Annotated in this window: 22 protein-coding genes; 21 read left to right on the top strand and 1 reads right to left on the bottom strand. The window is 55.1% G+C overall.

The features are described 5' to 3' along the window. Window positions 1-45: 45 nt before the first annotated feature. The 13 genes from E0E37_RS17970 (at window position 46) to E0E37_RS17910 (ending at window position 18,436) form a co-directional block, all read left to right on the top strand. Complete coding sequence (locus E0E37_RS17970; protein ID WP_130864345.1) at window positions 46-729, top strand: ABC transporter ATP-binding protein; 684 nt, start codon at window positions 46-48, stop codon at window positions 727-729. Continuing rightward, entirely contained in the window at window positions 726-3,332 is a 2,607-nt protein-coding gene (locus E0E37_RS17965; protein WP_130864344.1) for an ABC transporter permease, read from the top strand. The genes E0E37_RS17970 and E0E37_RS17965 overlap by 4 nt, the downstream gene beginning before the upstream one ends. Window positions 3,333-3,440: 108 nt before the next feature. Further along, window positions 3,441-3,992, top strand: a complete 552-nt coding sequence (locus tag E0E37_RS17960) for a hypothetical protein (protein ID WP_130864343.1) — start codon at window positions 3,441-3,443, stop codon at window positions 3,990-3,992. A gap of 7 nt (window positions 3,993-3,999) precedes the next feature. Further along, a complete protein-coding gene (gene sfsA / locus E0E37_RS17955; RefSeq protein WP_130864342.1) occupies window positions 4,000-4,779 on the top strand; it encodes a DNA/RNA nuclease SfsA in 780 nt (259 codons plus the stop codon). 1,773 nt (window positions 4,780-6,552) lie between these two features. After that, window positions 6,553-7,875: a sodium-dependent transporter gene (locus tag E0E37_RS17950; protein ID WP_130864341.1), complete on the top strand. Its 1,323-nt coding sequence runs from the start codon at window positions 6,553-6,555 to the stop codon at window positions 7,873-7,875. 337 nt (window positions 7,876-8,212) lie between these two features. Further along, the gene (locus tag E0E37_RS17945) at window positions 8,213-9,097 is read left to right on the top strand and encodes a LysR family transcriptional regulator (protein ID WP_130864340.1); all 885 of its coding nucleotides are present in this window, start codon (window positions 8,213-8,215) and stop codon (window positions 9,095-9,097) included. Between the two features lie 608 nt (window positions 9,098-9,705). After that, on the top strand, window positions 9,706-11,160 hold the full coding sequence (gene nhaC, locus E0E37_RS17940) for a Na+/H+ antiporter NhaC (RefSeq protein WP_246019778.1): 1,455 nt from the start codon (window positions 9,706-9,708) through the stop codon (window positions 11,158-11,160). Further along, window positions 11,144-12,088 carry a glycyl-radical enzyme activating protein gene (locus E0E37_RS17935; RefSeq protein ID WP_130864339.1) on the top strand — a complete coding sequence of 315 codons (945 nt, stop codon included), beginning with the start codon at window positions 11,144-11,146 and terminating at the stop codon, window positions 12,086-12,088. The genes nhaC and E0E37_RS17935 overlap by 17 nt, the downstream gene beginning before the upstream one ends. A 33-nt stretch (window positions 12,089-12,121) precedes the next feature. Further along, complete coding sequence (locus tag E0E37_RS17930; RefSeq protein WP_165445441.1) at window positions 12,122-14,482, top strand: glycyl radical protein; 2,361 nt, start codon at window positions 12,122-12,124, stop codon at window positions 14,480-14,482. A gap of 311 nt (window positions 14,483-14,793) precedes the next feature. Continuing rightward, window positions 14,794-15,693 (top strand): RDD family protein, encoded by a 900-nt coding sequence (locus E0E37_RS17925; RefSeq protein WP_130864337.1) that lies wholly within the window; start codon window positions 14,794-14,796, stop codon window positions 15,691-15,693. Between the two features lie 141 nt (window positions 15,694-15,834). Then, entirely contained in the window at window positions 15,835-16,680 is an 846-nt protein-coding gene (locus E0E37_RS17920) for an RDD family protein (RefSeq protein WP_165445440.1), read from the top strand. Window positions 16,681-16,689: 9 nt separating this feature from the next. Then, window positions 16,690-16,998: a PadR family transcriptional regulator gene (locus E0E37_RS17915; RefSeq protein ID WP_130864335.1), complete on the top strand. Its 309-nt coding sequence runs from the start codon at window positions 16,690-16,692 to the stop codon at window positions 16,996-16,998. Window positions 16,999-17,092: 94 nt separating this feature from the next. Continuing rightward, window positions 17,093-18,436, top strand: a complete 1,344-nt coding sequence (locus tag E0E37_RS17910) for a CynX/NimT family MFS transporter (RefSeq protein WP_130864334.1) — start codon at window positions 17,093-17,095, stop codon at window positions 18,434-18,436. A gap of 149 nt (window positions 18,437-18,585) precedes the next feature. Here E0E37_RS17910 and E0E37_RS18755 read toward each other — a convergent pair whose 3' ends face one another. Then, complete coding sequence (locus E0E37_RS18755) at window positions 18,586-19,881, bottom strand: hypothetical protein (RefSeq protein WP_207302985.1); 1,296 nt, start codon at window positions 19,879-19,881, stop codon at window positions 18,586-18,588. Between the two features lie 390 nt (window positions 19,882-20,271). Between E0E37_RS18755 and E0E37_RS17900 the strand changes: the two genes are divergently transcribed. The 8 genes from E0E37_RS17900 to E0E37_RS17865 all read left to right on the top strand — a co-directional run bounded on the left by E0E37_RS17900 (window position 20,272) and on the right by E0E37_RS17865 (window position 26,764). Continuing rightward, window positions 20,272-20,793, top strand: coding sequence for an RNA polymerase sigma factor (locus E0E37_RS17900; RefSeq protein WP_246019777.1), 522 nt, complete (start codon window positions 20,272-20,274; stop codon window positions 20,791-20,793). Beyond that, window positions 20,790-21,395 (top strand): hypothetical protein, encoded by a 606-nt coding sequence (locus E0E37_RS17895; RefSeq protein WP_130864333.1) that lies wholly within the window; start codon window positions 20,790-20,792, stop codon window positions 21,393-21,395. The genes E0E37_RS17900 and E0E37_RS17895 overlap by 4 nt, the downstream gene beginning before the upstream one ends. Then, entirely contained in the window at window positions 21,388-22,047 is a 660-nt protein-coding gene (locus E0E37_RS17890) for a hypothetical protein (protein WP_130864332.1), read from the top strand. Before E0E37_RS17895 ends, E0E37_RS17890 begins: the two co-directional genes overlap by 8 nt. An 18-nt stretch (window positions 22,048-22,065) precedes the next feature. Next, on the top strand, window positions 22,066-22,383 hold the full coding sequence (locus tag E0E37_RS17885; RefSeq protein WP_130864331.1) for a hypothetical protein: 318 nt from the start codon (window positions 22,066-22,068) through the stop codon (window positions 22,381-22,383). A gap of 280 nt (window positions 22,384-22,663) precedes the next feature. Next, the gene (mraZ, locus tag E0E37_RS17880; protein WP_130864330.1) at window positions 22,664-23,095 is read left to right on the top strand and encodes a division/cell wall cluster transcriptional repressor MraZ; all 432 of its coding nucleotides are present in this window, start codon (window positions 22,664-22,666) and stop codon (window positions 23,093-23,095) included. 29 nt (window positions 23,096-23,124) lie between these two features. After that, on the top strand, window positions 23,125-24,060 hold the full coding sequence (rsmH, locus tag E0E37_RS17875) for a 16S rRNA (cytosine(1402)-N(4))-methyltransferase RsmH (RefSeq protein WP_130864329.1): 936 nt from the start codon (window positions 23,125-23,127) through the stop codon (window positions 24,058-24,060). Between the two features lie 27 nt (window positions 24,061-24,087). Further along, window positions 24,088-24,531 carry a cell division protein FtsL gene (locus E0E37_RS17870; RefSeq protein ID WP_130864328.1) on the top strand — a complete coding sequence of 148 codons (444 nt, stop codon included), beginning with the start codon at window positions 24,088-24,090 and terminating at the stop codon, window positions 24,529-24,531. A 178-nt stretch (window positions 24,532-24,709) separates the two neighbouring features. Then, entirely contained in the window at window positions 24,710-26,764 is a 2,055-nt protein-coding gene (locus E0E37_RS17865) for a penicillin-binding transpeptidase domain-containing protein (RefSeq protein WP_165445439.1), read from the top strand. Window positions 26,765-26,881: the final 117 nt, after the last annotated feature.

The raw sequence follows: 26,881 nt of genomic DNA, 5'->3' as shown, positions 1-26,881 counted from the left end.
CCGGACCTGAGATCGGAGAGAGCAAACTGTGAAAGGGGTATCTGTATGGAGATTTTAAAGGTAGAGCACCTGTGCAAAACCTACGGTTCAGGGGAAACGGCGGTGAGGGCGCTGGACGATGTGAGCTTCACTGTGCCCGAGGGCCAGTTTCTGGCTATCATCGGACCATCGGGAAGTGGAAAATCAACACTGCTGCACATGCTGGGGGGAGTGGACCGGCCCACGTCAGGCAGGGTCTATGTAAATGATACGGACATCTACGCGCTGAACGAGACGAATCTGGCGATCTTCCGCAGGAGACAGATGGGGCTGATCTATCAGTTCTACAATCTGATCCCCGTTCTGAACGTGGAAGAAAATATCAATCTGCCGCTGCTCCTGGACGGGCAGAAGATCGATCGGAGCCATTTCGACGAGCTGATCCGCATTCTGGGACTTGGAGACAGGCTAGGTCACCTGCCCAATCAGCTTTCCGGAGGACAGCAGCAGAGAGTGTCCATCGGCAGAGCTCTGGCCAACAATCCAGCCATCGTGCTGGCGGACGAGCCTACGGGAAATCTGGACAGCAAAAACAGCGAAGACATCGTTTCGCTTCTGAAAATGTTCAACAGGAATTACCGGCAGACGCTGATCATCATCACTCACGATGAGAAGATCGCGCTGCAGGCCGATCGGATCATCGCCATCGAGGACGGCAGCATCGCCAAAGACGAGGTGATCCGCCAATGAATATCGTTAACAAACTGACTATGAAACATATGCTCATGAACCGGCGAAGGACGCTGGTCACCATCGTGGGCGTGATCATCTCCACGGCGATGATCACTGCGGTGGCGACGATCTCCTTGTCTTTTCTGGACATGATGGTCCGGGACAGCATCGCCAGAAACGGCCTGTGGCACGTGCAGTATGTGGGCGTGGACGCCGATCAGCTCTCTGCGCTGAGAGAGGACCCGGACACTCAGGCGGTGTCGGTCAAAAGGGACGTAGGCTGGGCGGAGATCGCAGATCCCAAAAGCATTTACCGGCCCTATCTGTTTGTTCAGGAGTTTAACAGCACGGCTTTTGAAAATATGCCCGTCCATCTGAGAGAGGGGAGGCTTCCGGAAAACAGCGGAGAATTGGTGGTCACGGAAGGACTTCTGAAAAGGGAGAAGGGAACGTGGCAGGTGGGCGATACGCTGACTCTGAATCTGGGGGAACGGATCGGAATCGGCGTATTGCCCGACACCGGGGAGCCTTACCAGGCGTCCCTGGGACAATACAATAGTTATATGAAGACCACTGCCGATCAGAAGGAATATCTGAAGCCCCTGGAGATGCGCACCTATACGATCGTGGGCATCATTGAAACACCGTCCTTTGAGTACTCGTCTTTTCCGGGATACACCTGTCTGTCTTATCTGGATCCAACGGCCCTGGCCGGGACAGGATCGGGATCCCGGCAGCCGGCGGATTACGGAGCTACATGCAGGGCGTATGTGATCCTGAAGGCGCCGGATGTAAATTTGTTCGGGCACGCCAAGGAAATGGCCAAAGAACTGGGCGTTTCCGAGTATGAATTCAACAATGATCTCCTGCGCTATATGGGGATCGTGGGAAATGACCAGGTGAGAAGCACGCTCACCGGGCTTTCCATCGTCATCATGGGGATCATCATCATCGGCTCCGTCTCGCTGATCTACAACGCGTTTGCTATCTCCGTGTCAGAACGGTTCCGGCATCTTGGCATGTTGTCCAGCGTGGGAGCTACAGCGCGGCAGAAACGGAATTCCGTATTTTTTGAAGGACTTGTCATCGGTCTGATCAGCATTCCCATCGGCATCGCCAGCGGGATCGCGGGGATCGAGATCACGTTCCGATTCATCAATCCCACGATGAAGGAGCTGCTCACAGTCCAGACGGAGCTTCACGCGCTGGTCAGCCCGGGCATTATCGCCGCGGCTGTGCTGCTGTCGGCGCTGACCATCTTTATTTCCGTGTACGCTCCGGCAAGGCGGGCCGCAAAGGTAGCGCCCATCGACGCCATCCGGCAGACCACGGATGTAAAGCTCACGGGCAGAACGGTCCGAACCTCAAAGCTGACAGCGAAGATCTTCGGCATCGAGGGCGATGTAGCGCTTAAAAATCTGAAGCGCAACAGGCGGAGGTACAAAGCTACGGTCTTTTCTCTGGTCATCAGCCTGGTCCTGTTTCTCTCTGTGTCATACTTCGGGGACAATCTGAAACGTTCCTATCAGATGACCACGGATGACATCGAGTACGACACCCATGTGAACATCTATCAGGGGGCGGAAAATGCGGAAGCTCTCGTCGCAGAGATCAGAAACGCCGCGTATGCCGATTCTTCGGTGGAGGTGAGGGAACTCTACTTTGAGACGCCGGAATCCTCAGACTTTCTGCAGAGCAGAGTCATCGCACTGGACGACGATTCATTGAGGGACTACGCCGGAGCCGCGGGCGTCGATGTGCGGACGCTTCTGGATCCGGACGCCATGGCGGCTGTGGTGGTCAACACCATCACCTACATCGACGATATGGCGGGAAAATATGTGACCAAAACAGTCATAGAGCCGAAATTCGGGGAAAAATGGTCGCTTTACAGCAGTCCCGATACACAGGAGGAAGGATCGGAGATGGTCGCGGTGGATGAATTGACCATGGCGGGCTTTACCGACGAGCTTCCTGTGGGCGTGTCCACGAAATATGCTCCCAAAGACGCCGTATTCGTGGTGTCCATGGCAGTACAGGACAAACTGATCAGCAAACTGGAGGAGAACTCGCTGCACGCCGGCTTTAACCACACAGTGTACCTGTCCGGCACCGAGCCGCTGAAGCTGGCAGAGGAGCTGGAGGCCATGGACCAGCAGGACATCTACGTGTTCAGCGTGGCGGAGATGCGCAGAAGCGAAGAACAGATGATGTTCCTCATGGGCGTGTTCGTGTACGGATTCATCACGCTGATCACCCTGATCTGCGCGGCGAACATTTTCAACACGATCTCCACCAGCGTGGCGCTGCGCAGACGGGAATTTGCCATGCTGCGCTCCATCGGCATGACGCCCGGAGGCTTTGGCCGCATGATCCGATACGAAAGCATTTTCTACGGCTTGAAGGCGCTGATCTACGGATTGCCGCTGTCCCTGCTGGTGATGCTGCTCCTCTACAGGAGTCTGGCAAACAGCTTCGATTATCCCTTCCTCATCCCGTGGAAGAGCGTAGCCGTGGCGGTGCTGGCCGTATTTCTCATGGTCTTTTCCACCATGGTATACGCCTCCGCCAAGATCAAAAAAGAAAATATTATCGAAAGCCTGAGAGAAGAAACGATCTGATAGCAGCGCGGTCCCTGCCCATATCCGGACAGGGACCGCGCTTTTCTCGCTTTTTTATGAAAACTGTGCTAGAATAATATCGTGTCTTTAATAATGGAGGAGAGCGGTATGGTACTTAGGAAAAACAGGGACGACAGGCAAACCGGGATAAATATTATGTGCGAGCAGGGAAGAAGCGGCGGGGACGGCGCAGGGTACGGCGGCGGAGCCGGGGCCGGGGCCGGGGCTGGATCAAGGGCCGGGCGCGGAGTTAGAGAAAGGGCCGGGCGCGGAGTCAGAGGGAGGTACGGCGCCGGAGCCAGAGCAAGGCAAGGCGGCGGTGGCAAGGGCAAACGAAAAAAAGGACCGTCGAAGACCAGCGGCGCGATCTCCGTGGGCATGGGAATTTTCGGGATGATCTGGACGTTTTCTCTCTATGTGCATAATGGCCCGGGCTTTGAAGCGTTGTTCGGCGTCATCTTTGTTTTTATGTGTCTGCTGCACGCTACGTTCAATTTTCAGTCCGTAAAGCAGCAGGAAGCCATTGATCGGGGGGAGATCCCTGATCCGGACAAAAAAGGCCGGGGCCGGTATCCGGTCTACCGCGTGAAAAGAAAACCCGCGCGGATGGTCTCCAGAACGAAAAAGGACGGAGCGGGCGGAGCCTCCCTGGGACGGTGATGTTGAAGTGAAGTATGGCAGAGTAAAACAAGGCGTTTTTCTGGAACGGCCCAACCGCTTTGTGGCCAGGGTGGAGATCCAGGGAACGGTGGAAACAGTCCACGTAAAGAACACCGGCCGATGCGGGGAACTGCTCCTGCCCGGCGCCGCCGTATATCTGGAGGATCACGGGGACGCCATGGGCAGCCGGAAGACCCGCTATGATCTCATTGCGGTGGAGAAAAGGATCCCGGCGAAGCCGGGGAAGAAAGAGAAAACGCTTTTGATCAATATGGACTCTCAGGCGCCCAACAAGGTGGTAGCGGAAGCACTGAGAAGCGGAGGGATTCTGCTGCCGGGCTTTCCCGGAGAGATCGGACTTCTGAAACCGGAGTCCGTGTTCGGCGGTTCGCGGTTCGATTTTTATCTGGAATCGCAAGTCGAAGGGCAAGTCCCCAGCGGAAAGGCTTACATCGAGGTAAAGGGCGTGACGCTGGAGGAAGACGGGGTGGCACGTTTTCCTGACGCCCCCACGGAGCGGGGCGTGAAGCATATCGGCGAGCTCTGTCGAGTGAAGGAACAGGGCATGGAAGCCTATCTTATCTTTGTGGTGCAGATGAAATCCATAACGCGGGTGGAGCCCAACGACAGGACCCACCGAGCCTTCGGCGACGCGCTGCGGCAGGCGGCTGAGGCGGGAGTGCATGTGCTGGCCTGGGACTGCATTGTGGAGCCGGACTCCCTGACGGTGGATCAGAGGATCCCGGTGCAGCTTTTCGCACATGGACCGGATGAGGGGAAAAGATAACAACAATAAAAGAGAACAGGATGGCTCAAAAATGTGGCGGCATTCTGTTTAAAGCGTTCTTTCCGGCAGGAGACAGCCGGAAGGGGCGCTTTTTTATGTAGGAAATATCGCCTTTCGTTGGCGATATTGACGGAATAACAAAAAAGCCTACCTTAAAAGTTTCCTTGTGAAAGCCAGTCCGCAGGGCGGACCGTGTTTGCCAGGGAAACTTTTTATTATTCTGCAGGGGCGCCGGGTCTGCCGGCAGCCTGCGGGGCTCAGCGGTCCTTGGCAGATCGTTGGTTTCCGGCGGCGCGGGGTCCCCGAGGGGAGGTCTTTGTCAAGTTACAGGCCCCAGCAGGGGTGCCGGTCCCCGGGGGCCAGCTTCGGCGGAGGGCGGCGGGGAATGTTGAGGGTCGTTGGGGCTGTCGGGGCCGGTGGGGCCGGCGGGGAGGATGTTGCGCGGCGGATTGCCGGCGCTTGACGACTGTCAGTATCTACAGGGCTGAGGATGCTGAGGGCAGATAGGTGAAATGAAGATTTTTTTCCCGATCTCACCGAAAAAGGGCTACCGGATAGGTGAGAATTTAGCAAAAAATTGATTCTCACCTATTTGGCGGCAAATATTGCGAGATTATCGCTGAATTTTGAGTGTATTTCGGGGATTTACATTTTTTTTTGGTGTTTTCACCTATCCGCAGTCCGGCGGTCCCGGCAGAGACGATGGGGGGAGCGCAACCATCTGGGGAAGCGGGGCCCCTGGTGCCCGGGGCGCCTGAAGTCAGGCAGATTCGCAGTCAAATTGGTGGTCCGCCGGTCCCGGCAGAGACGATGGGGGCATAACGATCTGGGGAAGCGGGGCCCCTGGTGCCCGGGGCGCCTGAAGTCAGGCAGATTCGCAGTCAAATTGGCGGTCCGCCGGTCCTCGGCAGAGACGATGGGGGGCGTAACGATCTGGGGAAGCGGGGCCCCTGCGGCCTGGAATTCCTGTAAGGCGTTTCAACAATCGGAAAGAAATTGACTTTTGAAATCGGCGAAAATGGAATTGGATGAGATGGGGCGGCGATCTGCTCTGAACTGCTTTGTACTGCCCTGAACTGACTCGATCTGTCTCGGCGAAAGGAAACGGCAGGAGCGCGAACCCCCGGGCGACCTTGACAAATGCCTGATTGACGGCTTGGAAACGGGTGACGGGCGGCTGATCAATGTCTGGGCGGGGCGATCACATATTAAAGCTTTTTGTCGATTCAGGAAAATTATTTTTTGTTGACAGGGTGATTTTGATTTATTTTATTCAAATATACGGAATTTAAAATTCCATATTGACACTTTTATAACAACGGACTATAATTAAAAATGGAATTTATGATTCCGCATTGTAGAATGAACGAATTGATACGGGCGGCGGATGAATGTCAGAAAGGACATTGCAGAAACGTTTTGTGGGGCAAACAAAATGGAAAAAGGATGAGGAAGGGCAATCATAAAGAAAATTGTCTGATTATTCTAAACCTGTAGACATCGAAATGGGTGTGAATACTGAACCTGGCAATGAAAATCCAAAAAATCTGACAATGGTATGGAATCGTGTGATCCGCGGCTGCGGGAGAGAGTAAGAGAGGAAAGGAGGTAGATGGTATGTCAATGGGCGCATGGATCATGTTGATCCTGTATTTAGGCGGACTGGGAGGCGGTAGTCTGGCGCTGATCGCTTATTCGCTGAAAAAAGACCAAATTTAAGATGGGTGTATACTAGAATACGAGATGCATTAAGATTTATGGAGGTTTTTACCTATGAGTAATGACAACGCAAATGCTGCAAGAAGCGATGGCTGGGGATCCAGAATCGGCTACATACTCTCCACTCTGGGAATGTCCGTAGGCGTGGGCGCCATGTGGCGGTTCCCGATGCTCACGGCCAAGTACGGCGGCGGAGCTTTTGTTCTCGCCTTTGTTATCATCAGTATAATTATTGTAATCCCCGCCGGATGGGCGGAGAGCGCTCTGGGACGGAAATATAAAAAGAGCGCTGTCGGCACGCTGGGAGAAATAGCAGGCAAGAAGGGAACCGCGTTTGGTTACCTGATGGCGGCTACTCCTCTGGGATTGATGTTCTATTATCCGGTCATCATGGGAACCGTTCTCATGTACATTTATTACACGTTTGCAGGCGCGCCGTTCCTGGAAAATTCGGAAGCCTTTTACACCAGCGTGAATGACAACCGGCTCGCCATCTATCTGTGCGTTGTGGCGATCATCATCGTGACGGCGGTCATCAGCCTGAAAGGCATCCAGAAGGGCGTTGAAAAATGCTGCAAGATCCTGCTGCCGATCATGTTCCTGTTCCTGATCATCATCTGCGTGAGAGTATTCATGCTGGATGGGATCACGGAAGGTCTGAACTTCTATCTGTCGCCGAATCTGAAAGGACTGGGCAATGTAAACCTGTGGATGGAAGCGGCCGGTATGGCGCTCTTCGCAGTAGGCCTTGGACCTGGATATCTGCTGACCTACGGAAGCTACATGTCGGATAAAGCCGACCTTGCCACGGACTTTGTAACAGTCAACATTACACAGCTGCTGATCTGCGTACTCTGCGGATTTGCCACGATCCCCGCCGTAGTGCTCTTCGGTCTGGATCCCACGGCAGGCAAAGGACTGATCTTCCAGTCGCTGCCGCTGGTATTCTCGCAGATCTCCGGAGGAATGATCTGGTTTGTACTCTTCATGGTGGCTCTGTTCTTCGCGGGACTGTCCACCACGCTTTCCATGATGGAGATCCCGGTAACCTGTCTCATGGATGGTCTGAAGTGGAGCCGTGCCAAGGGTATCGCGGTAGTAACGATCGTTTCGTGTCTGGGTGCGATCCCCTGCGTTTGGAACGATGCGTTCTTCGCCTTCACCGATAATCTGGTAGGAAACGTATTCTACTGCGTAACTGCGGCGGTGATCGCCTTCTACCTGGCGTGGATCATCGGAGCCAAGAAGATCAGAACGGAGTGGTACAATCCGACTTCCGCTCTGCAGTATGGAAGCTGGGTCGATGTTCTTTACAAGTTTATCGCCGTACCTGCCTTCGCATACTTTGCAATCACTGCAATTCTCTCTCTGTTTTAACTGATAACACATAACACAATGACGAAGGATCATCTTGCACTGCGGGCAGAGCCGCAGGTCAAATGCAAAAGGATCCTTCGGCGGCAAAGCTGCGGTATGCTCTCCCACTGGGGACGCATACCGCAGTTTTGTTTTTATGCGCGATGATCCCAGCGGCCCTGGCGGTCCGCTTTCCTGTCTGCCTTTTGTCGGACAATTCGATCACTCCTCCACAGTTGACTGATATTTCTGCTTGTTTTTCCTGTCATAATCCATTATAGTGAAACCGCGGCATTCGGCAAGAGAATGTTGTTAATGGCCGGTATTACAAATTGTACTGACTTGGAGGCGAGTGGAAGTGAACGCAAACATAAACCGTTATGAGATATTTCTAAAAGTGGTCGAATTGGGAAATATAACAAAGACCGCCGAGGTGCTGAACTATACCCAGTCCGGCGTCAGCCATGCCATCGCAGCGCTGGAAAAGGAAACGGGCTTTCCCCTGTTCGTGCGAAAGAGCAGCGGCGTGGCGCTCACCGACGACGGAAGGCGGATACTGGAGCCGATCCAGAATCTGGTCAACCAGCAGAGGAATCTGGCACAGACTATTTTTCGCATCAACAATGTGGTCGCCGGAACGATCAGAGTCGGAACCTTTACCAGCGTGTCGGCCCATTGGGTGCCGGACATTATCCTGTCGTTCAGAGAGAAATATCCGCTGGTGGAGTTTGAACTGCTTACCGGCGATTACGGCGATATCATCGCCTGGATCCTTCAGGGCAGGATCGACTGCGGTTTTTTGACCGCCCCGGTGGCGGCGCCGCTGGTCTTCCGGCCGCTGAAGAAGGATCCCATGTTGGTGCTGCTGCATCCGGATCATCCTCTGGCCTCGAAGGAGACGCTGACGCTGGAGGAAGTCATACAGGAACCCTTTGTCGTGCCCATGGAAGGATGTGACAAAGATATTCAGGCTGTTCTCTGCGGCTGTAAAGGTCCGCTCAAAGTGAAATACGCCCTCAATGACGATCTGTCGGTGCTCTCGATGGTGGCGCACGGATTCGGGGTGGGCATCATGCCGGAATTGATCTTGAGGAAAACCACTTTTGCCCTTTCCGTAAAACCGCTGGATCCGCCGCAGTACAGAACCATCGGGATCGCGTCTCTGCCGGTGGGAAACACATCCGTCATCGCCAAGACATTTCTCAAGTATCTCGCGGAGACAGATTGCTTTGATGTTCTGTGATCCGATCTGCCGTTTGCCGGCAGCGGGGCGCAGCTGACGAACCAATTTTTTACACATAATAAAAAAATACTTTTTCTGAACGTACATACTGCCGGGCGGCGATCCGCAGTATGTATTTTTTTGCAATTTAAATATTCGGAATTTATTGATTTGGCAGAAAGAACAGATGCCATATTTTTCCCTGAAAAATGCCCGGGCAGCGGCTGTGAAAGGATCCTCGAAGCATCTTCTGACCGCTGTTGTTCCGTATTGTGGAATGAAAAAATAGGATTGACAGATTTATAACACAGAGCTATAATGAACGCAACAATTCGGAATCGCGAATTCCACAATGCAGAATTGTAGTGGACGAATTTTGCCTGATCAGCATTAATTTGGTTCATAATTACAGTTGACATGGAGGGAACGGTGGTGATGCAGAACGGTAGATCTGAAGTTTGTCCGCGAAAAATTGTCTGATTATTCAAAAGCGAGACAATTTTATGAGAAACAAAATGGTATGATCCAAAAGCAATTGTTTGAAAATTATAAAATCTATGTGCATTACACTGGCACAGACGGGTGAATGCCGGCTGTGCCTGACCTTATGGGGAAAGGAAAGTGCAATCATGACATTACTTAAAAATAACGGGAAACCAAAAGAGATCGTGCCGGAGAGAGAATCGTCTTTCGGCATGTCCATCATTGTTCTGCTGCTGGCCATCGCCGTGCTGCTGTTCGGCGTCGTCGGGCTTAAACTCGATCCGCATATGCCTATTTTACTGAGCGTGACCGTTCTGCTGATCTACAGCTCTTATTTACATATTCCGTGGAATGATATGAGAGACAGCATCTGCAGGAGCATCTCGGAATCCATTGAAGCGATCCTGATCATCTGCCTGATCGGCGTGACGGTGGGCACGTGGATGTCCAGCGGCACCGTTCCTCTGGTCATCTACTACGGACTGCAGATCTTTTCGCCTCAGTGGTTTCTGCTCTCCATCCTGCTGCTCTGCTGTATCATGTCCATCGTCACAGGCTCTTCCTGGACCACGGTAGGCACCATCGGCGTGGCCTTCATGGGCGTGGGCATCGGCCTGGGCATCCCGGTAGGACTGACCGCCGGAGCGATCCTTTGCGGCGCTTACTTCGGCGACAAACAGTCGCCTGTCTCCGATACATGCAACTTTGCTGCGGCAGTGTCCAGGGGCGGTCTTTACGAGGTCGTCCGGGCGATGATCTACACTACGGGTCCGTCCCTGGTGGTCAGCGCTGTCATCTTTGTTGTGCTGGGATTCAGATACGGCTCGGGCACGGCTGATACCTCCCAGATCCAGGCGATCACCAGCGGACTGGAAGCGTCTTTCAATCTGACGCCGGTGCTGCTCATCCCTCTGATCCTGCTGCTGTCCATGATCATCATGAAAGTGCCTGCCATTCCCACGATGATCATCGCGTCCCTGCTGGGAGCTTCCTTTACCTTTGTCGTCCAGGGACAGGATATCGCTTCCTGTCTGAAGTTCATGCATACCGGATACGTGTCCGATACGGGAGTCTCCGTCATTGACAGCCTGCTCACGAGAGGCGGTCTGAATTCCATGACCTCCACGGTAATGCTGATGCTGTTTTCGCTGGCGCTGGCTGGCTGTCTGGAACGCACCGGCGTTATGAGCAAAGTGATCGGAAAGATCAGCAACCTCACGAAAAACCGCGTGGGCCTGATCACCACTACGCTGGTCATGGCTATGGCGCTGAGCTTCTTTGCGGCGGACCCCTATCTGGCCATGCTGCTTCCGGCCAACGCTATGGGAAGAAACTTCGACAGACAGGGCATCGACCGCAGAGTTCTGGGAAGGACTATCCAGGATGGAGCCACCGTTATGGCGCCGCTGGTCCCCTGGGGCACCAACGGCATCTACTGTTCGCTGACCCTGGGCGTGGCCGTGGCGGAATACGCGCCGTACTATCTGATGGGATATGCCACTCCGATCTTTGCGGTGATCTGCGCCATTACCGGTTTCGGCGTACTGTACACGAAGAAACCCGGAAAATCAGACGAGGTGAAAGATGTTGCGGAAGCATAACGAACGGGAAACTCTGGTATTCAACGTTCAGAAATGTTCCATTCACGACGGCCCGGGCATACGCACGCTGGTCTTCCTCAAGGGATGCCCCATGCGGTGCCTCTGGTGCGCCAATCCGGAATCGCAGGAGTACGGTCTGGAGATCGCGGAAACAGAATCGCGGTGCATCGGCTGCAATGTGTGTATGGAAGAATGTCCCCGGGGATGTATCGTTCGCCGGGAGGACGGACGCGGCATGATCGACCGGAGCCGCTGCGATCTCTGCGGCGTCTGTACAGAGGCGTGCTATGCGAGGTCCAAGCGTTTCGTCGGGGAGGCCCGGTCAGTGGCTGAACTGACCGAAGCCATCGCCAGAGACCGGACTTATTATACCAATTCCGGCGGAGGCGTCACCTTTTCAGGAGGCGAACCTCTGACGCATCCAGAATTTTTGCTGGAGGCGGCGAGATCCTGTAAAGAACTGGGGATCAGCGTGGCTGTCGAGACCTGCGGCTGCGCAGATTATGACGATTTTGCGCCGGCGCTGGCGTACATCGACGATATCTTTTTCGATGTTAAGCATATCGATTCTCAGCGTCACAGGCAGCTGACGGGGAAAGGCAATGAAAAGATCATAGAAAACCTGTTAAAGATCAGCGCCTCGGGCCACAGCATGACAGTCAGAGTGCCGGTGGTCCCCGGCTGCAATGACGAGACCGAAAATCTGGAGGGCATCGCCCGGCTGGCGGCGTCTGTTCCCGGAGTCAGGGAAGTGGAACTTCTGGCTTACCACGCTCTGGGTGAACATAAGTACGCGATGCTGGGCAGGGAGTATCCGCTGAAGGGTCTGCAGACGCCTCCGGATGAGACCATGTACGGCTATGTGGATTTAATGAACAAAATCCTTCATCCGGCGGGAAAAGCCTGCCGGTTCGAGGGAAAAAATTAGGATTCTGCAAAGTGATTTATGGGAGGTAGAAAAATGCTGACAAATCGTGTGGAAAAATTGAGAGACCGGATGCGCGAGACAAAACCGCATATCTGTATCGAGCGGGCGCAGCTGATGACGGAATTTTACAGGCAGTGTTCCTGTGATACGCCCATGCTGCGGCGGGCAAAACTTCTGAAATACCTGCTGGAAAATATGACGATCTACATAGCGGACGACGAACTCTTTGCCGGAAATCAGGCGAAAGAGTACCGCGGCGTACCGGTATTTCCGGAGTTTGGCGCGAACTGGATCATGGATACCATCGACACATTCTCCACCCGCCCCACGGACCCTCTTATGATCGGAGACGAAGAGAAAAAACAGCTGGCTGAAACGCTGGAATTCTGGAGGGACAGCAGTTTCAAGGAACTGGTGGACGAAAAGCTGACGCCGGAAGTGCTGCAGGCGGAACAGCTGGGCGTACTGTCCGTGGGATCGCGGACAACTTCCACCGGTCACGTGGTGCCTAACTATCCCAGGATCCTGAGCATAGGTCTGTCGGGCGTGATAGAGCGCGCAAAAGAAAAGATCGCTGCTGTGGAATACGTAAATCACGACACACAGCGGCAGATCGATTTCTGGCAGGGCGTGATCATCGCCTGTGAGGGAGCGATCGCGTTTGCACACCGCTATGCGAAGCTGGCCCGGGAGATGGCAGAGAAGGAAAGCGATGAAAAGCGGAAAGCAGAGCTTCTGCAGATCGCGGCGAACTGCGGCAACGTGCCTGAGAAGGCGCCCCAGAGCACTTATGAGGCCCTGCAGTTCTTCTGGTTTATGCACCTGATCATGCAGATCGAGACCAACGGCCATTCGATCGGCCTGGGTCGGTTCGATCAGACCATGTATCCCTTCTACAAGAAAGACCTGGAGGAGGGCAGGATCACTTTCGATCAGTGCGTTGAGATGATCGAATGCCTGTGGATCAAGATCACGGAGATCATCAAAGTGAGAGACGACTTCGACGCGCAGGCCTTCGCCGGCTATCCCATGTGGCAGAACTGCGCGGTGGGAGGCGTGACGCCGGACGGCAAGGACGCGGTAAACGAGTTCTCCTTCTGCATCCTGCAGGCCACCAGCGAGGTGAAGACCACGCAGCCCACCGTTTCCTTCCGCTATCACGACAATATCGACAAGAATTTCTTCAAAAAGGCGCTGACGATGATCCAGGATGGCCTGGCCACTCCGGCCATGTTCAACGACAAGCTGATCATTCCGCTGGTCCTGTCAAAGGGCGCCACCATCAAGGAAGCCAGAGACTGGAGCATCGAAGGCTGTGTGGAAAACTACGTGACGGGAAAGACCGACGGCCGTCCGGTAGTAGGCTATATCAACACGGTGAAGCTGGTTGAGTTCGTGCTCAACGACGGGATCGATCCGCTGACCGGCAGGCAGGTAGGGATAAAGACGGGAGATCCGAAAACCTTTGAAACCTTTGACGACTTCATGGCCGCTTACCGCAGACAGATGGAATATTTCACGAAGCTGATGTGCGACGCGTACAACGTGGTAGGCGCCTGTCAGGCAAACATGGTGCCTGCGCTGTTGTCTTCCTGCCTGGTAGACGATTGCATCGAAAAAGGCAAGACGCTGCAGGAGGGCGGAGCGAAGTACAACTTCTCCGGTTCCTTCATCACGGCCCTGGCCAACGCGGCGGACTCCATGGCGGCGGTGAAGAAATTTGTCTACGATGAGAAAAAGATCGGTTTCGACGAGCTGAAGGAGGCGCTGTCCGTCAATTTTGAGGGACATGAGAGACTGCGCCAGATGCTGCTGAACGGAGCGCCGAAGTACGGAAACGACGACGATTACGTAGATGAGATCGCGCGTCAGATCGTGGAGAGCGCAGTGGACGAAGTAGAAAAGTACCCGGATTCCAGATACGGGAAATACGTGCTGTCAGTGCTGTCCCAGTCCTTCAACGTTCTGCAGGGAAAGAGCGTGGGAGCGACGCCTGACGGGCGCTTCGCCTTCGACGCACTTGCGGACAACGCGTCGCCGGTCATGTCCAGAGACGTGAATGGACCGACGGCGGCTCTGCGGTCCGTTTCCAAGATCGATCAGTTCCGGCCGCTGATCGGAACGCTGCTGAACCAGAAATTCGATCCGGTGATCGTGAAGGGGGAAAAGGGTCTGGAGATCCTGGGAACTCTGGTGAGATCCTACTTCGATGAGTACGGGGAGCACGTTCAGGTGAATGTAGTGGACGAAGAGACTCTGCGGGACGCGCAGGTGCACCCCGAAAAACACAGAAATCTGATGGTCCGCGTAGCGGGATATTCCGCCTACTTTATCGAGTTGGATAAGGACGTTCAGGAAAACATCATCGCCCGGACAGCCCAGCAGGGGTTGTAAGGAAGGTGAGGAGCGCCGCCGGACAGACGCTGGAAGGCATGATGCATGACGCTCTGACGGCGCGGCGTCGTTGAAGTGCCGGTCTCCGGACCGGCAGGGTGTGGTTCGATCTATAGAGGGAGCGTGCGGGATCCGCACGCTCCCTTTTGAAATGGCCGGAGGGGGGAGAATCTGAGAAAAATGTCCCGTTACTATTGCGCAATGAATAGTAGTGTGCTAGTATGATGATATCAAACTATTGTTTAGTAAATAGTAATCAATGAATAATAGCTGCATGGGCAGATGCAGTGCGGGGCAGCAGGGAGGGGAAGATGAGAAAAGACGAGTTTTTGCGGGAACTGCAGTATGGGCTTGAGGGGCGCCTGGATGCGGCGCGGGTCTCCGCGCTGACGGGGGAGTACGCGGACCGTTTTGAAGAAGGTCTGTCCGCAGGAAGGACAGAGGACGAGATCTCTGCGGAAATAGGTTCGCCTGCGAAGCTGAGCAGGCGGCTCCTGGAAAGAGAAGAAGTCCAGGCCGGGACAGCGGAAACTGGATCCGGCGGAACCGGGGACAGGCAGTATACCGATTTTCAAAAGAAAGTAAACAGAGCCGCGGAGTCGGTGAAGTCCAGAGTGGCGCAGGCGGATCCGGATGTGGCGTGCAGGGATCTGGCCTCGATGGGCGCAAGGTTCGGGGCCTGGCTCATCGACAATCTGCTGGGTCTGGCCGCCATCCTGATCCTGACGCTGTTTCTCGCCCTGGTCTGGAGGACTTTCGGCAGCTATAGCGGCTATGGCGACTATAGCTGGAGCGGTCACGGATCTTCCTTTGAAGGGATGATGCACAGGCACGGCATGTTCCAGCAGGTTCCGGGATATCTGAAGAATATGTACTACGGTTCTGTACCGATGATTTTTTCCGGGATCTACGCCGTGTCCATGCTGGTGTTCGGAGGCGTTATGCTGTTCTCCACGCTCTGTCTGTGGCTGACCAACGGCTATACGCCGGGAAAGTGGCTGATGAAGATCCGGGTGGTAAAGCTCTCCGGCGGGAAGATCCGTTTTTTGGACGCGCTGTTTCGCGAATGCCTGATCAAAGGGATCGCCAACAGTCTGCTGAAGGGATTTTTGAATATGGCGTCCTTCGTGTGGGGATGCGTGACGGAGGACCATAAAACGGTGCAGGATCTGGCCGCCCAGACCACGGTGGTAAGAGCGCCGAGGCGGTAAAGGAGCGGCACAACAGAAGAAAGACCGGGGAACTGCGGCAGAAGTAGTGCCGCAGTGCGGCAGCGGAGCGGGCGTCGGCGTCCCCGCCGGCGGAAGGTGTGGAAAAACAGGGAGAATGATATAAGAAAGGAAATGCAGGGGATGAGAAAAGAGGAATTCTTAAAAGAATTGCGGTACAGTCTGGAGGGAAGGCTGCCGGACGCGGATATCCGGGAGATCACCTCGGATTACGGCGACGTGTTTGAGAACGCGTCGGCGGAGGGAAAGAGCGAGCAGGAAGTGGCCGACGAGCTTGGGTCGCCGGCAAAGATCGCGCGGACCATCCTGGAGGAGGACGAGCTGAAAAAGAGGGAGACGGCGGCCAGGGAGGCGGAAGAGCGGGCCCGCATGGCGGAGAATGAGGCCAGGGCGGCCAGAGCGGCGGAAGCGGAGGCCCGCGCCGCGGCTGATCAGGCCAGGGATGCATTTCGGAAAGAGCCGGCGGCAGATGCCAGATATGGACCCTTCGCCGGACGCATGGCTCCCATGGGGACCCGTCTTGCGGCCTATCTGACAGACGGGGTGATCCAGATCGCACTATTGATATTCGTCGGTCTGGTCATTCTGGGCATTCCCATGCTGCTGTCCGACGGACGTTACGGCTATTGGGGCGGCAGGCTGACTGTCTATTTTCAGCTTATGACTCTGCTGCTGGTGGCTGCGGTGGGGTGCATGAACCTGCTGACCGCTGTTTTCGTCTGGGCTACCAACGGCTATACTCCGGGCAAATGGCTGTTTAAGATCAGGGTCGTGCGTCTCAGCGGGCAAAAAATAACGTTTATGGAGGCTGTCATGAGAGAGTTTCTGATCAAGGGCATCGCCAGCGGCATGACTTCGGGGCTCCTCAATCTGTTTTCCTTTATATGGGGATGCAGCTCGGATTTTAATAAGACCGTTCAGGATCTGGTGGCGGATACGACCGTGGTCTTCGATGAGAGAAGAGGGTAGGAGGGGGATATGGACGCACAGTTGAAGAAAGGCGTTCTGGAAATGTGTATTCTTCTTCAGCTCAGAAAGAAAGACATGTATGGCTATGAGATCATGAAGATCATTCAGGACGCGTTCCCGGAGGTGTACGACGGTTCGATCTACACCATCCTGCGCCGGCTGAAAAGCGAGGCGTATACGGAAAATTATATGAAGGACGTACCCTCCGGCGGCCCCCAGAGAAAGTATTATCACATTACGCCCGCCGGTCTGGAGTACACGGCGCGCATGGTTTCCGAATGGGAACGGCTGACGGAGAGCGTGGAAAGGATGCGTTAGACGGCGCGCAAAATCGCACAGGGAAAAATCCGGCATGGACAGAATGGCCGATCTACATTAGAATATAGGGAACAGGAGAAAAGAGGAAATGTAAATGGGCAAAGAAAGAGACGGCCGTCTGTCCGGCGCAGGGGGGGACGGCGAAAAAAAAGTGATCGGAAAAGCCGCCTCGGGCGGTTTTCTTCTTGCGTGCATCGTTTTTATCAGCTTTACTCTGAGAGGTCCGATCACGGTGGTGGGACCCCAGGTGAGCGCGATCAGCGAAGAACTGGGCGCTTCCAGCAGCCTCATGGGGCTGATCACCACTCTGCCGCCGCTGGCCTTCGGATTTTTTTCTCCCTTTGTGGGAAATATGGGAAAACGCCTCGGCATTCCGAAGACCATATTGATCGCGCTGACGGCCATTCTGGCGGGGCTTGCCATCCGCTGCTCGGATGGGGCGGCGGGGTTGTTCGGCGGCACGGTCCTCATGGGACTGGGCATTGCCGTGGGCAACGTTATGATCCCCAGCATGATCAGAAAGTGGTTTCCGGATAAGGTAGGGTCCATGACCAGTATCTACACGGCGGCCATGGGGACTTTTGCCGCCGTGGGAGCGGGAGCCAGTCTTCCCATGTCTTTGCGTCTGGGCTGGGGATGGCGGGGGGCTCTGGGCATCTGGACTGTCCCGGCCCTGGCGGCGCTGCTGATGTGGCTGATCCAGATGAAGAAAGGGGAGCCGGCCGCAGCCGGCGCCGGAAACAGTGGGACAGCCGGAAAGGGGGGAGGGCACGGGCCCAAAGCTCCGAATGAAGACGGCAGGACCGGCGGGACCGGGGACCGGTCTGCCGGCAGATCCGGCGTCTGGACCTCTGGAGCCGCATGGTGTATCACCCTGTTTATGGGGCTGCAGTCGCTGCTCTTTTACTCCACCTCATCGTGGATGCCGACCATCGTTCAGGCGCGAGGCGTTTCTCCAGAGGGAGCCAGCCTGCTGGCGCTGATCTTTCAGGCGGCGGGGATCGCGGCCAACATGGCCACGGCGGTGATCTACGAACGCAGCAGGAATCAGAGCCTGCTTGGAAGCGGCATTGCGGTTGCTTTTGTGGTGGGGCTTTCCGGCATGCTGTTTGTAGCTCCTTCCGGCACAGGTTTCGCGCTGGGCGCCGTTTTTATGGCGGTGGCAGGGCTGGCCAGCGGAGCCTCGCTCTCGTGGATCCTGACGACCATCGGTGTGGTGGGGCGCGACGCGGCGGAGACGGCGGAGCTTTCCGGCATGGCCCAGAGCGTGGGATATCTGCTGGCGGCCGTGGGCCCGGCGCTGTCTGGCGTTTTGTACGATCTGACGGAAACGTGGTCTGCAGCGGTGCTGTTCTATCTGGCGGTGGGAAGCGCCATGGCTGTGTTCGGCGTTCTGGTGGGCAGGAAAAAAACGCTGTACGCCAGCCCGCAGAAATAAAATGAAGAAACCCGCCCTCCCGGACAGAAGTATCCGGGCAGGGCGGGTTTTGCGTGTTTTTCGCGTCGGTCAACTGAAAATCTAATCAGCACGGCCGGACCTGTTCGCCCGTCTGAGGCGGAAAGCCGCAGGCGGGACGGAGCCCGGGTCTACCAGCTGCAGCCGTTGCATCCGATCGCCTGGTAGGTAGCCGGAGCGGTTCTGGGCTGAATTCCGGGATTGTGGCAGTGGTCGCCGCATCCGCATCCGCAGCCGCTGTTTCCTCCGCAGGAGCCGCATCCGCATCCGCCGCATCCACAGCCGCCGGCAGTGGAATTGCCGCAGCCGCAGCCTGTAGTGGCCGTTCCGCCTACGCTGCCTCCGCAGCTGCAGGAACCGCCGGCGGTGCAGTTGTTCTCACAGCCGCATCCAGTGGAGACGCCGCCGACACCGGTGTTTCCGGAACCGCAGCGGCAGTCCGGAGCATAGGGGTCGGGGCAGACTTCATCTTCGTCCGCCAGCTGCTCTTCGAGGGAGCCCTGACACGGGATCATTGCTTCGCAGGCGTCTACGCAGAACAGAGTCTTTCTGATGACTTCTGTCTGGACAGTCGGTTCGAATACAATATTTGCGGTCAGGCCCACATTGCAGGCGCAGGTCTCGCAGGGCGTACCTACGCCGGCGCCTTCGCAGGCTACTGTGAGCCGCGGATTCTGCAGCTGGGCGTTAGCGCCAAACTGGAAGCGGATAGCCGGGGACATGCCCTTGATGGTGCAGGGAAGGCTTAGATCGTTGATAACAAAGTTGGATAATCTGTCGCTGGGCAGAGCGATATTCGGGCATTCGGGGGCGTTCTCGATCTCCAGACGGAAGTTGCTGCACTGACCGCCGGTGGATACCGTTCCGGTCAGGACAAACTTGGCCCGGAAGACCCAGGGACCTGCGTTGCTGATCAGGAAGAACGTCTTCGTGGGAAGACCGGCTTCCAGACAGCGGTCTTTCTGGATCCTGGGGATCAGGTTGGTGGTCTCCGCCAGGTACTGTCCGCCCATCTGGGTGACGCTGTCGACGGGATAGCCGTCTACCGTTACCTGACAGGGAGAGAGCATCGAGTTGGCCGCCGGCTGGAATACCTCGACCAGGACGTAGGAGTCTTCTACTGTGAACTGAGCGTTGGCGTCAAGCCCGGCGCTGCATCCGCAGTTGCAGCCGCATCCGCAGCCGCATCCGTTCTGGCATAAGGTGAGCGTGGTTTTGTAGTAAGGTGCGCTGTCTCCGCCCGTGTTGATAGGCACGACCAGAGGGCAGCCGGTTGCGTCGTTATAAGAAAATACCTTATCCATGTATACTAAATTAGATTTCTTCGCTGTGAAGCGAACATCCTCCAGATCGATGCTGGTGCCGCAGACATTGCCCAGGCAGGAGCTTCTACGACGGAGGCAGGAACCCGCTTTATTTTGACTCATGATTGATATACCTCTTTCTGAATTTATCATTCACATATTGATAAGCCCTGCGGCGGACCGCGCTCCCGGCTGAAAATGCCGGTCCTGCGCATATGGTAGGCCGCTCTGGCTCATATTGCGCAATATGTAAGGGTACTTCTGCGCGAAAGAGGCGCCAAAACAGACGGATCCACTGAAGCGCTGGGGCTTCAGTTACTTACAGTATATGAGAAGGCCGCCGGAGTGCTACCGGAAAACCGTAATTTCTGAAAAGAAAGAAAGCCGGCATTGTTTCCCGATGAAAAAAAGGATGATAGAATCGTAAAAGCTGAAAAAAACTGAAGACATCCATCGGGCAGTCTCGTTTTAATAAGTGAAAAGGGGAATTGGGGTCGGGATAATGACAGGGAGGTGAAAGCGATTCTCGACCACAAAGAACAATTGGAATATTATATGAAAGAATATGGCAGGCTGGTGTTTACCGTATGCTACTCGATGACAGGGGATTACTTTCAGAGCGAGGACCTGGCGCAGGAGACTTTCGTCTCCGCCTACCGCCATCTGGATTCCTTCGACGGAAAGAACGAGAAAGCGTGGCTCACCAGGATCGCGACGAATAAGTGCAGGGATTTTCTCAAGAGCGCTGCCAACAATAAAGTAAAACCGGCGGAGGACGAAGTCTTCGCCGCCATTGCGTCAGACGGTCAGTCTCCGGAGGAAGCTCTCCTTTCCGCGGATGTGCGGGAACGGATGCTGGCCTGCTGCAGGAAACTGAAAGAGCCCTATCAGAGCATCGCCGTGTCCTACTTCCTGAATGAGGAAAGTCCGCAGGACATCGCCCGGCGGACGGACAAGAATGTAAAGACCGTTCAGACTCAGATCTACAGGGCGAAAGCTATGCTGAAAAAGTTGTGGAAGGAGGGATCCGCATGAGCGGAAACGAAAGGAAAGAGATCCATCTGTCAGATCAGATGATCGAAATGCTGAAAAACGGCCGGCTCTCGGCGGAAGAGAAACAGAGAGCGCTCCTTCACATCGGAGAATGCGATCTGTGCGCGCAGAGTTTCGCGGAAAGCTTTGCGGAGCGGGATCTGATCCCGCTGCCTCCGCAGTTTGCAGAGGGCGTGGAACGAAAGATGAGCCGGCTGCGCATAACGGCCACTCCGCTCTCGCTGGGAAGAAAGCTGCTGCAGAATTCCGGCGAAGATCCGCAGAGAACTTCCGGCGGAGGCTCTGCAGAGGACCGGCGGCGGGCAAATGTGCCGGCGCGGCGGACGGAAGGCTCATTGGAGCCGGGCAGGCGGCAGACGCCCCAGGAGAAGAAACGGGAGTACCGCAGGTATTCCTGCCGGGTGGCGGTGGCGGCCTGTGTGACGCTGATCATGCTGTTCTCGGGCACGTTTACCATGAGCATGAGCGCGCTGTCCCAGAGCAGAGTGCTGAACCCGGATCTAAGCATGATCAACAGGATCACGCAGGATCTGAGCGATTTTTCAAAAGAGATAATCCATTGGGAGGTTAGAAATAATGATTAAGAAAAGAAGTAAATTCTGGACGATCGTATTTGCGATGGTCCCGGGAGCGGGACATATGTTCAACGGGTTCATGAAGCGCGGCGTTTCCATCATGGGGCTGTTCGCGGTCATCTGGTTTGTGGCGTCGTGGCTGAACCTGGGCGCGCTGGGTCTGCTGGCGCCGGTGGTATGGTTCTACTCCTTCTTTGACTGCATCAACCTGCGGTTTCAGGATGACGAAGACTTTTATATGCAGGAAGACGGCTACCTGTTCGACCTGGGCGCGCTGCGGATGCTGAATCTGGGGGACTCCAGGATCAGAGGGGCGGTGGGCATCGGTCTGATCATCGTAGGCGTCTATGCGCTGTGGAATAATGTAGTGATGCATTTTGTGTGGAATTACGGGCTGCTGCCCCATGTGGTGGTTCGGGCGATCTCGGAGATCTCCTATGTCATTCCGCAGCTGATCGTGGGCGTGCTGATCATTCTGGTGGGGCTGGCCCTCGTGAAAGGGAAGAAGCGGGAAATGTTTTATGGACCGGAGGACGAAATGAAAAAGAGCGATCCCTTTGAAGCGGACGCTGCGGAGCGAAACGCCGGGGAAGCCGGTCATGGATACGGCGATGCGGGCAGGCTGGAGAGCTGCTCCGAGGATCGCTCGGAGGAGCTGTAAAAAAGGGGGACGACCATTATGAAAAACCGAAGGGTGGGGACCTTTACGCTGGGCGCGATGCTGATCGCCGTGGGCGCGGTCTATCTTGTCCATCTGTTCGCGCCGGGGGCCGTGGATCTGCTCTTTGTCATGCGGTTCTGGCCCGTGGTGCTGATCCTGCTGGGCATGGAGGTGCTGATCTCGTATTTCATCAATAAGGATGATAAAATGCGCTACGACGGCTGGGCGATCTTCCTGATCATCTGTCTCATCGGCTTTGCCTGGTGCATGGCGGCGGGAGAATTGTTCCTGGAGCACTCCGGAGTCGTGTGGCACAACGGCGTCTGGTACGATTAGCGGCGCGGAAATGAAAGAATAAAAGTGGAGCGGATCTGTTTTTCCAGAAAAAGGAGAACAAATCCCTCCACTTTTTTGATTTTTGCTCCACGCCTATATATCGGTATAAATAAAAATTAAACACACAATATCTTGTAAAATGAAATTATTTAGATTTCAAAATTTAAAGAATCTGAAATAATTTAGACATAATTGCCCCATTTTTTGAGGTGAAGTGGTTGCGAAGTGGAGTGAAGTGGAGTATAGTGGAGATACCGTAAAAACAGTGGAGGATTCTCGGATGCTGATGGGCGAATATCAAAATTCAATAGACGCCAAAGGCAGGATGATCGTCCCTTCCAAGTTCCGGGATGAGTTGGGGTATAAGTGTGTCCTTACAAAGGGACTGGACGAGTGCCTTTACATCTATCCCATGGAGCAGTGGATGAAATTGCAGGAAAAGCTGGCCACGCTGCCGCTTTCCGACGCAAAAGCGAGATCCTTTGTCCGCTATTTTTACGCCAGCGCGGTGGAGAGCGAAGTGGACAAGCAGGGGAGGTTGACCATTCCGCCCGGCCTGAGAACGTACGCGCACATCGATAAGGAACTGGTCACGATCGGAGTGCTCGAACGGGTGGAGATCTGGAGCAAACAGATCTACGAAAGCGCTGAGAACGGCGGCAATCTGGACCCCAACGAATTTGCCGCACAGATGGAGCTGTACAAAATTTAAAAACATGACCAGTGAAGCAGAGGTTGAGTATGGAATTTAAACATGTTTCCGTTCTGTTTAAAGAATCCATTCAGAATTTGAACATCAGGCCGGACGGCATTTACGCGGACGGGACCCTGGGCGGCGGAGGCCACGCAAGTGGGATCTGTGAACGCCTCAGTCAAAAGGGGATTCTGATAGGAATTGACAGGGATCGGGACGCGCTGACTGCCGCAGGGGAAAATTTGAAGCGGTACGACTGCGGGAAACGGCTGGTTCAAAGCAACTACTCTGACATCAAACAAATCTTAGAAGAGCTTGATATTCAAGCGATTGACGGTGCCGTGCTGGATTTGGGCGTTTCGTCCTTCCAGCTCGACAACGCCGAGAGGGGCTTTTCCTACATGCAGAACGCGCCTCTGGACATGCGAATGAACAGAGACGATGGTTTGACCGCGGAAACTGTGGTCAATACCTACGGTGAGGAAGAGCTCGCCGGAATCATAAAAAGATACGGGGAAGAACGGTGGGCCGCCCGGATCAGTCAATTTATCGTAAGAGAACGTAAGAACAGGCCCATCGTAACCACCGGGCAGCTGGTGGAAATTATCAAGGCGGCCATTCCCGCCTCGGCGAGAAGGGAAGGGCCACATCCGGCCAAACGGACGTTTCAGGCCATCCGCATAGAAGTGAACGATGAGCTCGGTCAGCTGGAAAAGGCCGTGGACGCGTTTATCGACGTGCTGGCTCCGGGGGGAAGACTGTGCATTATTACATTCCATTCCCTGGAAGACCGCATCGTCAAAGAGCGTTTTGCCGCCAGGCTTTCGCCCTGCACGTGTCCAAAGGAATTTCCGGTGTGTGTCTGCGGGAAAAAACCGGATGTAAAAAAGGTAAGCGGAAAGCCCTTCGTGCCGTCGGAACAGGAGATCCGGCTGAACCCGCGGGCCAGGAGCGCTAAGCTACGAGTGATCGAGAAAAAATAATTTTGAGAAGTTAAGAGGTTATTTCACATGATTGCAGCAGAAAAGTGGTATGAACAGCAGGTTCGTTATCAAAAGTACGGAATTGATATGAAGCCCGTTCAGGAAAGGATCAGACAGGAGAAGCCAAAGACCGGAACTGCTGCGCTGTCCGCTAAGGACAAGCTGCGCATGTTGATGCTGACCGTGCTTTTTGGCGCACTTTTCATCGGATTTATCGCTGTGACCGCCTATTCGGCCAAGATTCAGTACGACATCAATAAGATGATGGAGGATTCCAAAGTCCTTCAGGGTGAGATCCAGAATCTGGACGTTAAGATCAAAAGCGCCACCAACATTCAGATCATTGAGGAAAAAGCCGTCGCCAGACTGGGCATGGTCTACCCCTCGATGAGCGAGGTGATCTACATTCAGGCCGACACCGAACCGGCCGGTAATTTCGCCATGGCGCTGAAGGAGCAGGCATATAATTAAATTTGCAGCGATATAATTTCATAGAGAATAGAAGAAGCCGGGTAATTGCATTAGGGAAAATGAGGAACTCGGCTTTTTTAATACGAAGGGGATGCCGCCGGGACCGGAGAGGTTGAAGCGCTGCGGTCTTAAGCGCAGGCTTCGGCGGCCTGGGAGATCGAAAAAAGGGGAACGATACATGAAAGAATCCAAGGTCATCATACCAAGCACCAATAAAAACAAAAAACGGCTGATCTTTTTCTTCGGAGTCATCTGCGTGCTGTCAGCGCTGCTGGCCCTTCGCGTGGGATGGGTCCAGATCGTGGACGGGGAAGAGTACTCCCGCAAGGCCGTCGAGCAGCAGACCAGCGACGTGCCGATCTCGGCCAAGCGGGGGATCCTGTATGACAGAAACGGCAAGGAACTGGCGGTGAGCGCCGTGACGAACACCATCTGGGTGCGCCCGTCGTCGGTAAAGGACAATACGCTGAAGAAGGATGAGAATGAGATACGGATCAACCGCACGGCAAAAAATCTGGCTGAGATCCTGGAGATGGACGAGACCGAGGTGAGGGAGATCATCACCGCCGACCGGCTGCTGGTGCGCGTGGCCAAATACGTGGATAAGGACAAGGCGGATCTCATTCGGGCCGGTCTGAACGCCGATATGAAGAAAGAGCCGGAGAAAAAGATATACGGAATCGAGATCGCAGAGGATGTAAAGCGTTACTACCCGCTGGGGGCCTTCGCATCCCATCTGCTGGGGAGCACCACCGACGACAATCAGGGGCTGTCGGGCATCGAACTGAAATACAATAAGTACCTGTCGGGCATACCGGGCCGATGGATCAAGAGCAAAGACATCGGCGGACGCAGCCTGACGTACGGAGTGGAAAAATACTTTCAGGCAGAAGACGGGCTGAACGTAGTGCTGACCATCGACGAGGTCATCCAGCATTACGTGGAAAAGGCCATGGATCAGGTCATGGCAAATACTCAGGCGAAACGCGTCATGTGCATCGCCATGCAGCCTTCCACCGGAGAGATCCTGGCCATGGCGGTGACGCCTGATTTTGACCCCAACGATCCGCGTACGCCTACGGATCCCGCCGAGGCGGCTAAAGTGGAAGCCATGAACAACGAAGAAAAACAGGAATACTGGAATGAGATGTGGAGAAATCCGCTGATCAGCGATACATACGAGCCCGGTTCCACCTTTAAGCTGCTGACCACAGCCATCGCGCTGGAGACAGGCGTGACCTATCCCAACGATCATTTCGTCTGTCAGGGTTATGTCAACGTGGCGGGGACCAGGATCCGCTGCTCCAAATTTCCGCAGAACCACGGGCCGGAAACGCTGACAGAAGGCGTGCAGAACTCCTGTAATCCCGTGTTTATCGCGCTGGCTCAGCGCATGGGCTGGGATAAGTATTACGACGGACTCATGAAATTTGGCATGGGGGAAAAGACGGGGGTCGACTTCCCGGGAGAGGGAGAAAATATCCTGCAGAAAAAGGAATCGGCCGGACCTGTGGGTCTTGCCACCATGTCTTTCGGTCAGGGCATCGCCGTGACGCCCGTCAGCCTGATCCGTGCGATCTGCGCCATCGGCAACGGCGGAAAGCTCATGGAGCCCCATCTGGTCAAGGCGCTGACAGACAGCGACGGCAACGTGGTGCAGGAGATCGAACCGAAAGTGGTGCGTCAGGTCGTCTCGGAGCAGACGGCGGCTGAAGTGCGGCTGATGATGGAAGCCGTGGTCTCCAAGGGAGGCGGCGGAACGGCAAAGATCATGGGCTACCGCATCGGAGGAAAGACGGCTACGGCGCAGAAGCCGGAAAACGGCCGTTACGCCGAGGGCAAGTATTACTCGTCCTTCCTGGGAATGGCGCCCATGGACGATCCGCAGATCGCGGTGCTGCTCATCGTCGACGAGCCTCAGGGTCTCCACTACGGAAGCCAGACGGCCGCGCCCGGCGTCAAGATCATTCTGGAAGATGTGCTGCGCTATCTGAACATCGCGCCCCAGTATACGGCGGAAGAGCAAAAGCAGATTGACAGTCAGATGACCCAGGTGCCCAATGTCGTCGGCCAGACCGCGGAGGAAGCCATCGGCGTGCTGGGAGGCCAGCAGCTGAAATACGTCATCTCCCCCGCTGTCGAATCGCCGGGAGATCTGCCCGTGGTGGATCAGTATCCCAAAGCCGGGGAGAAGGTGCCCATCGATTCCACCGTAACGATCTATTATAAATAGAGGGAAAGGGAAAAGAAAAGGCGGAGCCCCGGGAAGATGCGGCGCCGGATTGAAAGGCAGACCGAAGGGTCCCGTTTGATACGATATTTATAATTAAATATAAATAAGAAGGAAAGG

The sequence above is a fragment of the Bacilliculturomica massiliensis genome (assembly GCF_900605495.1).
GTDB classification, from domain to species: Bacteria; Bacillota; Clostridia; order Peptostreptococcales; family Anaerovoracaceae; genus Bacilliculturomica; species Bacilliculturomica massiliensis.
Note: the sequence above shows the minus strand (reverse complement) of the source record. Positions and strands in the feature narration are given on the sequence as shown.

What these genes read in the sequence shown, in the direction of transcription:
- E0E37_RS17970 (WP_130864345.1), top strand. Translation starts at nt 46, where the DNA reads ATGGAGATTTTAAAGGTAGAGCACCTGTGCAAAACCTACGGTTCAGGG.
- E0E37_RS17965 (WP_130864344.1), top strand. Translation starts at nt 726, where the DNA reads ATGAATATCGTTAACAAACTGACTATGAAACATATGCTCATGAACCGG.
- E0E37_RS17960 (WP_130864343.1), top strand. Translation starts at nt 3,441, where the DNA reads ATGGTACTTAGGAAAAACAGGGACGACAGGCAAACCGGGATAAATATT.
- E0E37_RS17950 (WP_130864341.1), top strand. Translation starts at nt 6,553, where the DNA reads ATGAGTAATGACAACGCAAATGCTGCAAGAAGCGATGGCTGGGGATCC.
- nhaC (WP_246019778.1), top strand. Translation starts at nt 9,706, where the DNA reads ATGACATTACTTAAAAATAACGGGAAACCAAAAGAGATCGTGCCGGAG.
- E0E37_RS17935 (WP_130864339.1), top strand. Translation starts at nt 11,144, where the DNA reads ATGTTGCGGAAGCATAACGAACGGGAAACTCTGGTATTCAACGTTCAG.
- E0E37_RS17930 (WP_165445441.1), top strand. Translation starts at nt 12,122, where the DNA reads ATGCTGACAAATCGTGTGGAAAAATTGAGAGACCGGATGCGCGAGACA.
- E0E37_RS17925 (WP_130864337.1), top strand. Translation starts at nt 14,794, where the DNA reads ATGAGAAAAGACGAGTTTTTGCGGGAACTGCAGTATGGGCTTGAGGGG.
- E0E37_RS17920 (WP_165445440.1), top strand. Translation starts at nt 15,835, where the DNA reads ATGAGAAAAGAGGAATTCTTAAAAGAATTGCGGTACAGTCTGGAGGGA.
- E0E37_RS17915 (WP_130864335.1), top strand. Translation starts at nt 16,690, where the DNA reads ATGGACGCACAGTTGAAGAAAGGCGTTCTGGAAATGTGTATTCTTCTT.
- E0E37_RS17910 (WP_130864334.1), top strand. Translation starts at nt 17,093, where the DNA reads ATGGGCAAAGAAAGAGACGGCCGTCTGTCCGGCGCAGGGGGGGACGGC.
- E0E37_RS18755 (WP_207302985.1), bottom strand. Translation starts at nt 19,881, where the DNA reads ATGAGTCAAAATAAAGCGGGTTCCTGCCTCCGTCGTAGAAGCTCCTGC.
- E0E37_RS17895 (WP_130864333.1), top strand. Translation starts at nt 20,790, where the DNA reads ATGAGCGGAAACGAAAGGAAAGAGATCCATCTGTCAGATCAGATGATC.
- E0E37_RS17890 (WP_130864332.1), top strand. Translation starts at nt 21,388, where the DNA reads ATGATTAAGAAAAGAAGTAAATTCTGGACGATCGTATTTGCGATGGTC.
- E0E37_RS17885 (WP_130864331.1), top strand. Translation starts at nt 22,066, where the DNA reads ATGAAAAACCGAAGGGTGGGGACCTTTACGCTGGGCGCGATGCTGATC.
- mraZ (WP_130864330.1), top strand. Translation starts at nt 22,664, where the DNA reads ATGCTGATGGGCGAATATCAAAATTCAATAGACGCCAAAGGCAGGATG.
- rsmH (WP_130864329.1), top strand. Translation starts at nt 23,125, where the DNA reads ATGGAATTTAAACATGTTTCCGTTCTGTTTAAAGAATCCATTCAGAAT.
- E0E37_RS17870 (WP_130864328.1), top strand. Translation starts at nt 24,088, where the DNA reads ATGATTGCAGCAGAAAAGTGGTATGAACAGCAGGTTCGTTATCAAAAG.
- E0E37_RS17865 (WP_165445439.1), top strand. Translation starts at nt 24,710, where the DNA reads ATGAAAGAATCCAAGGTCATCATACCAAGCACCAATAAAAACAAAAAA.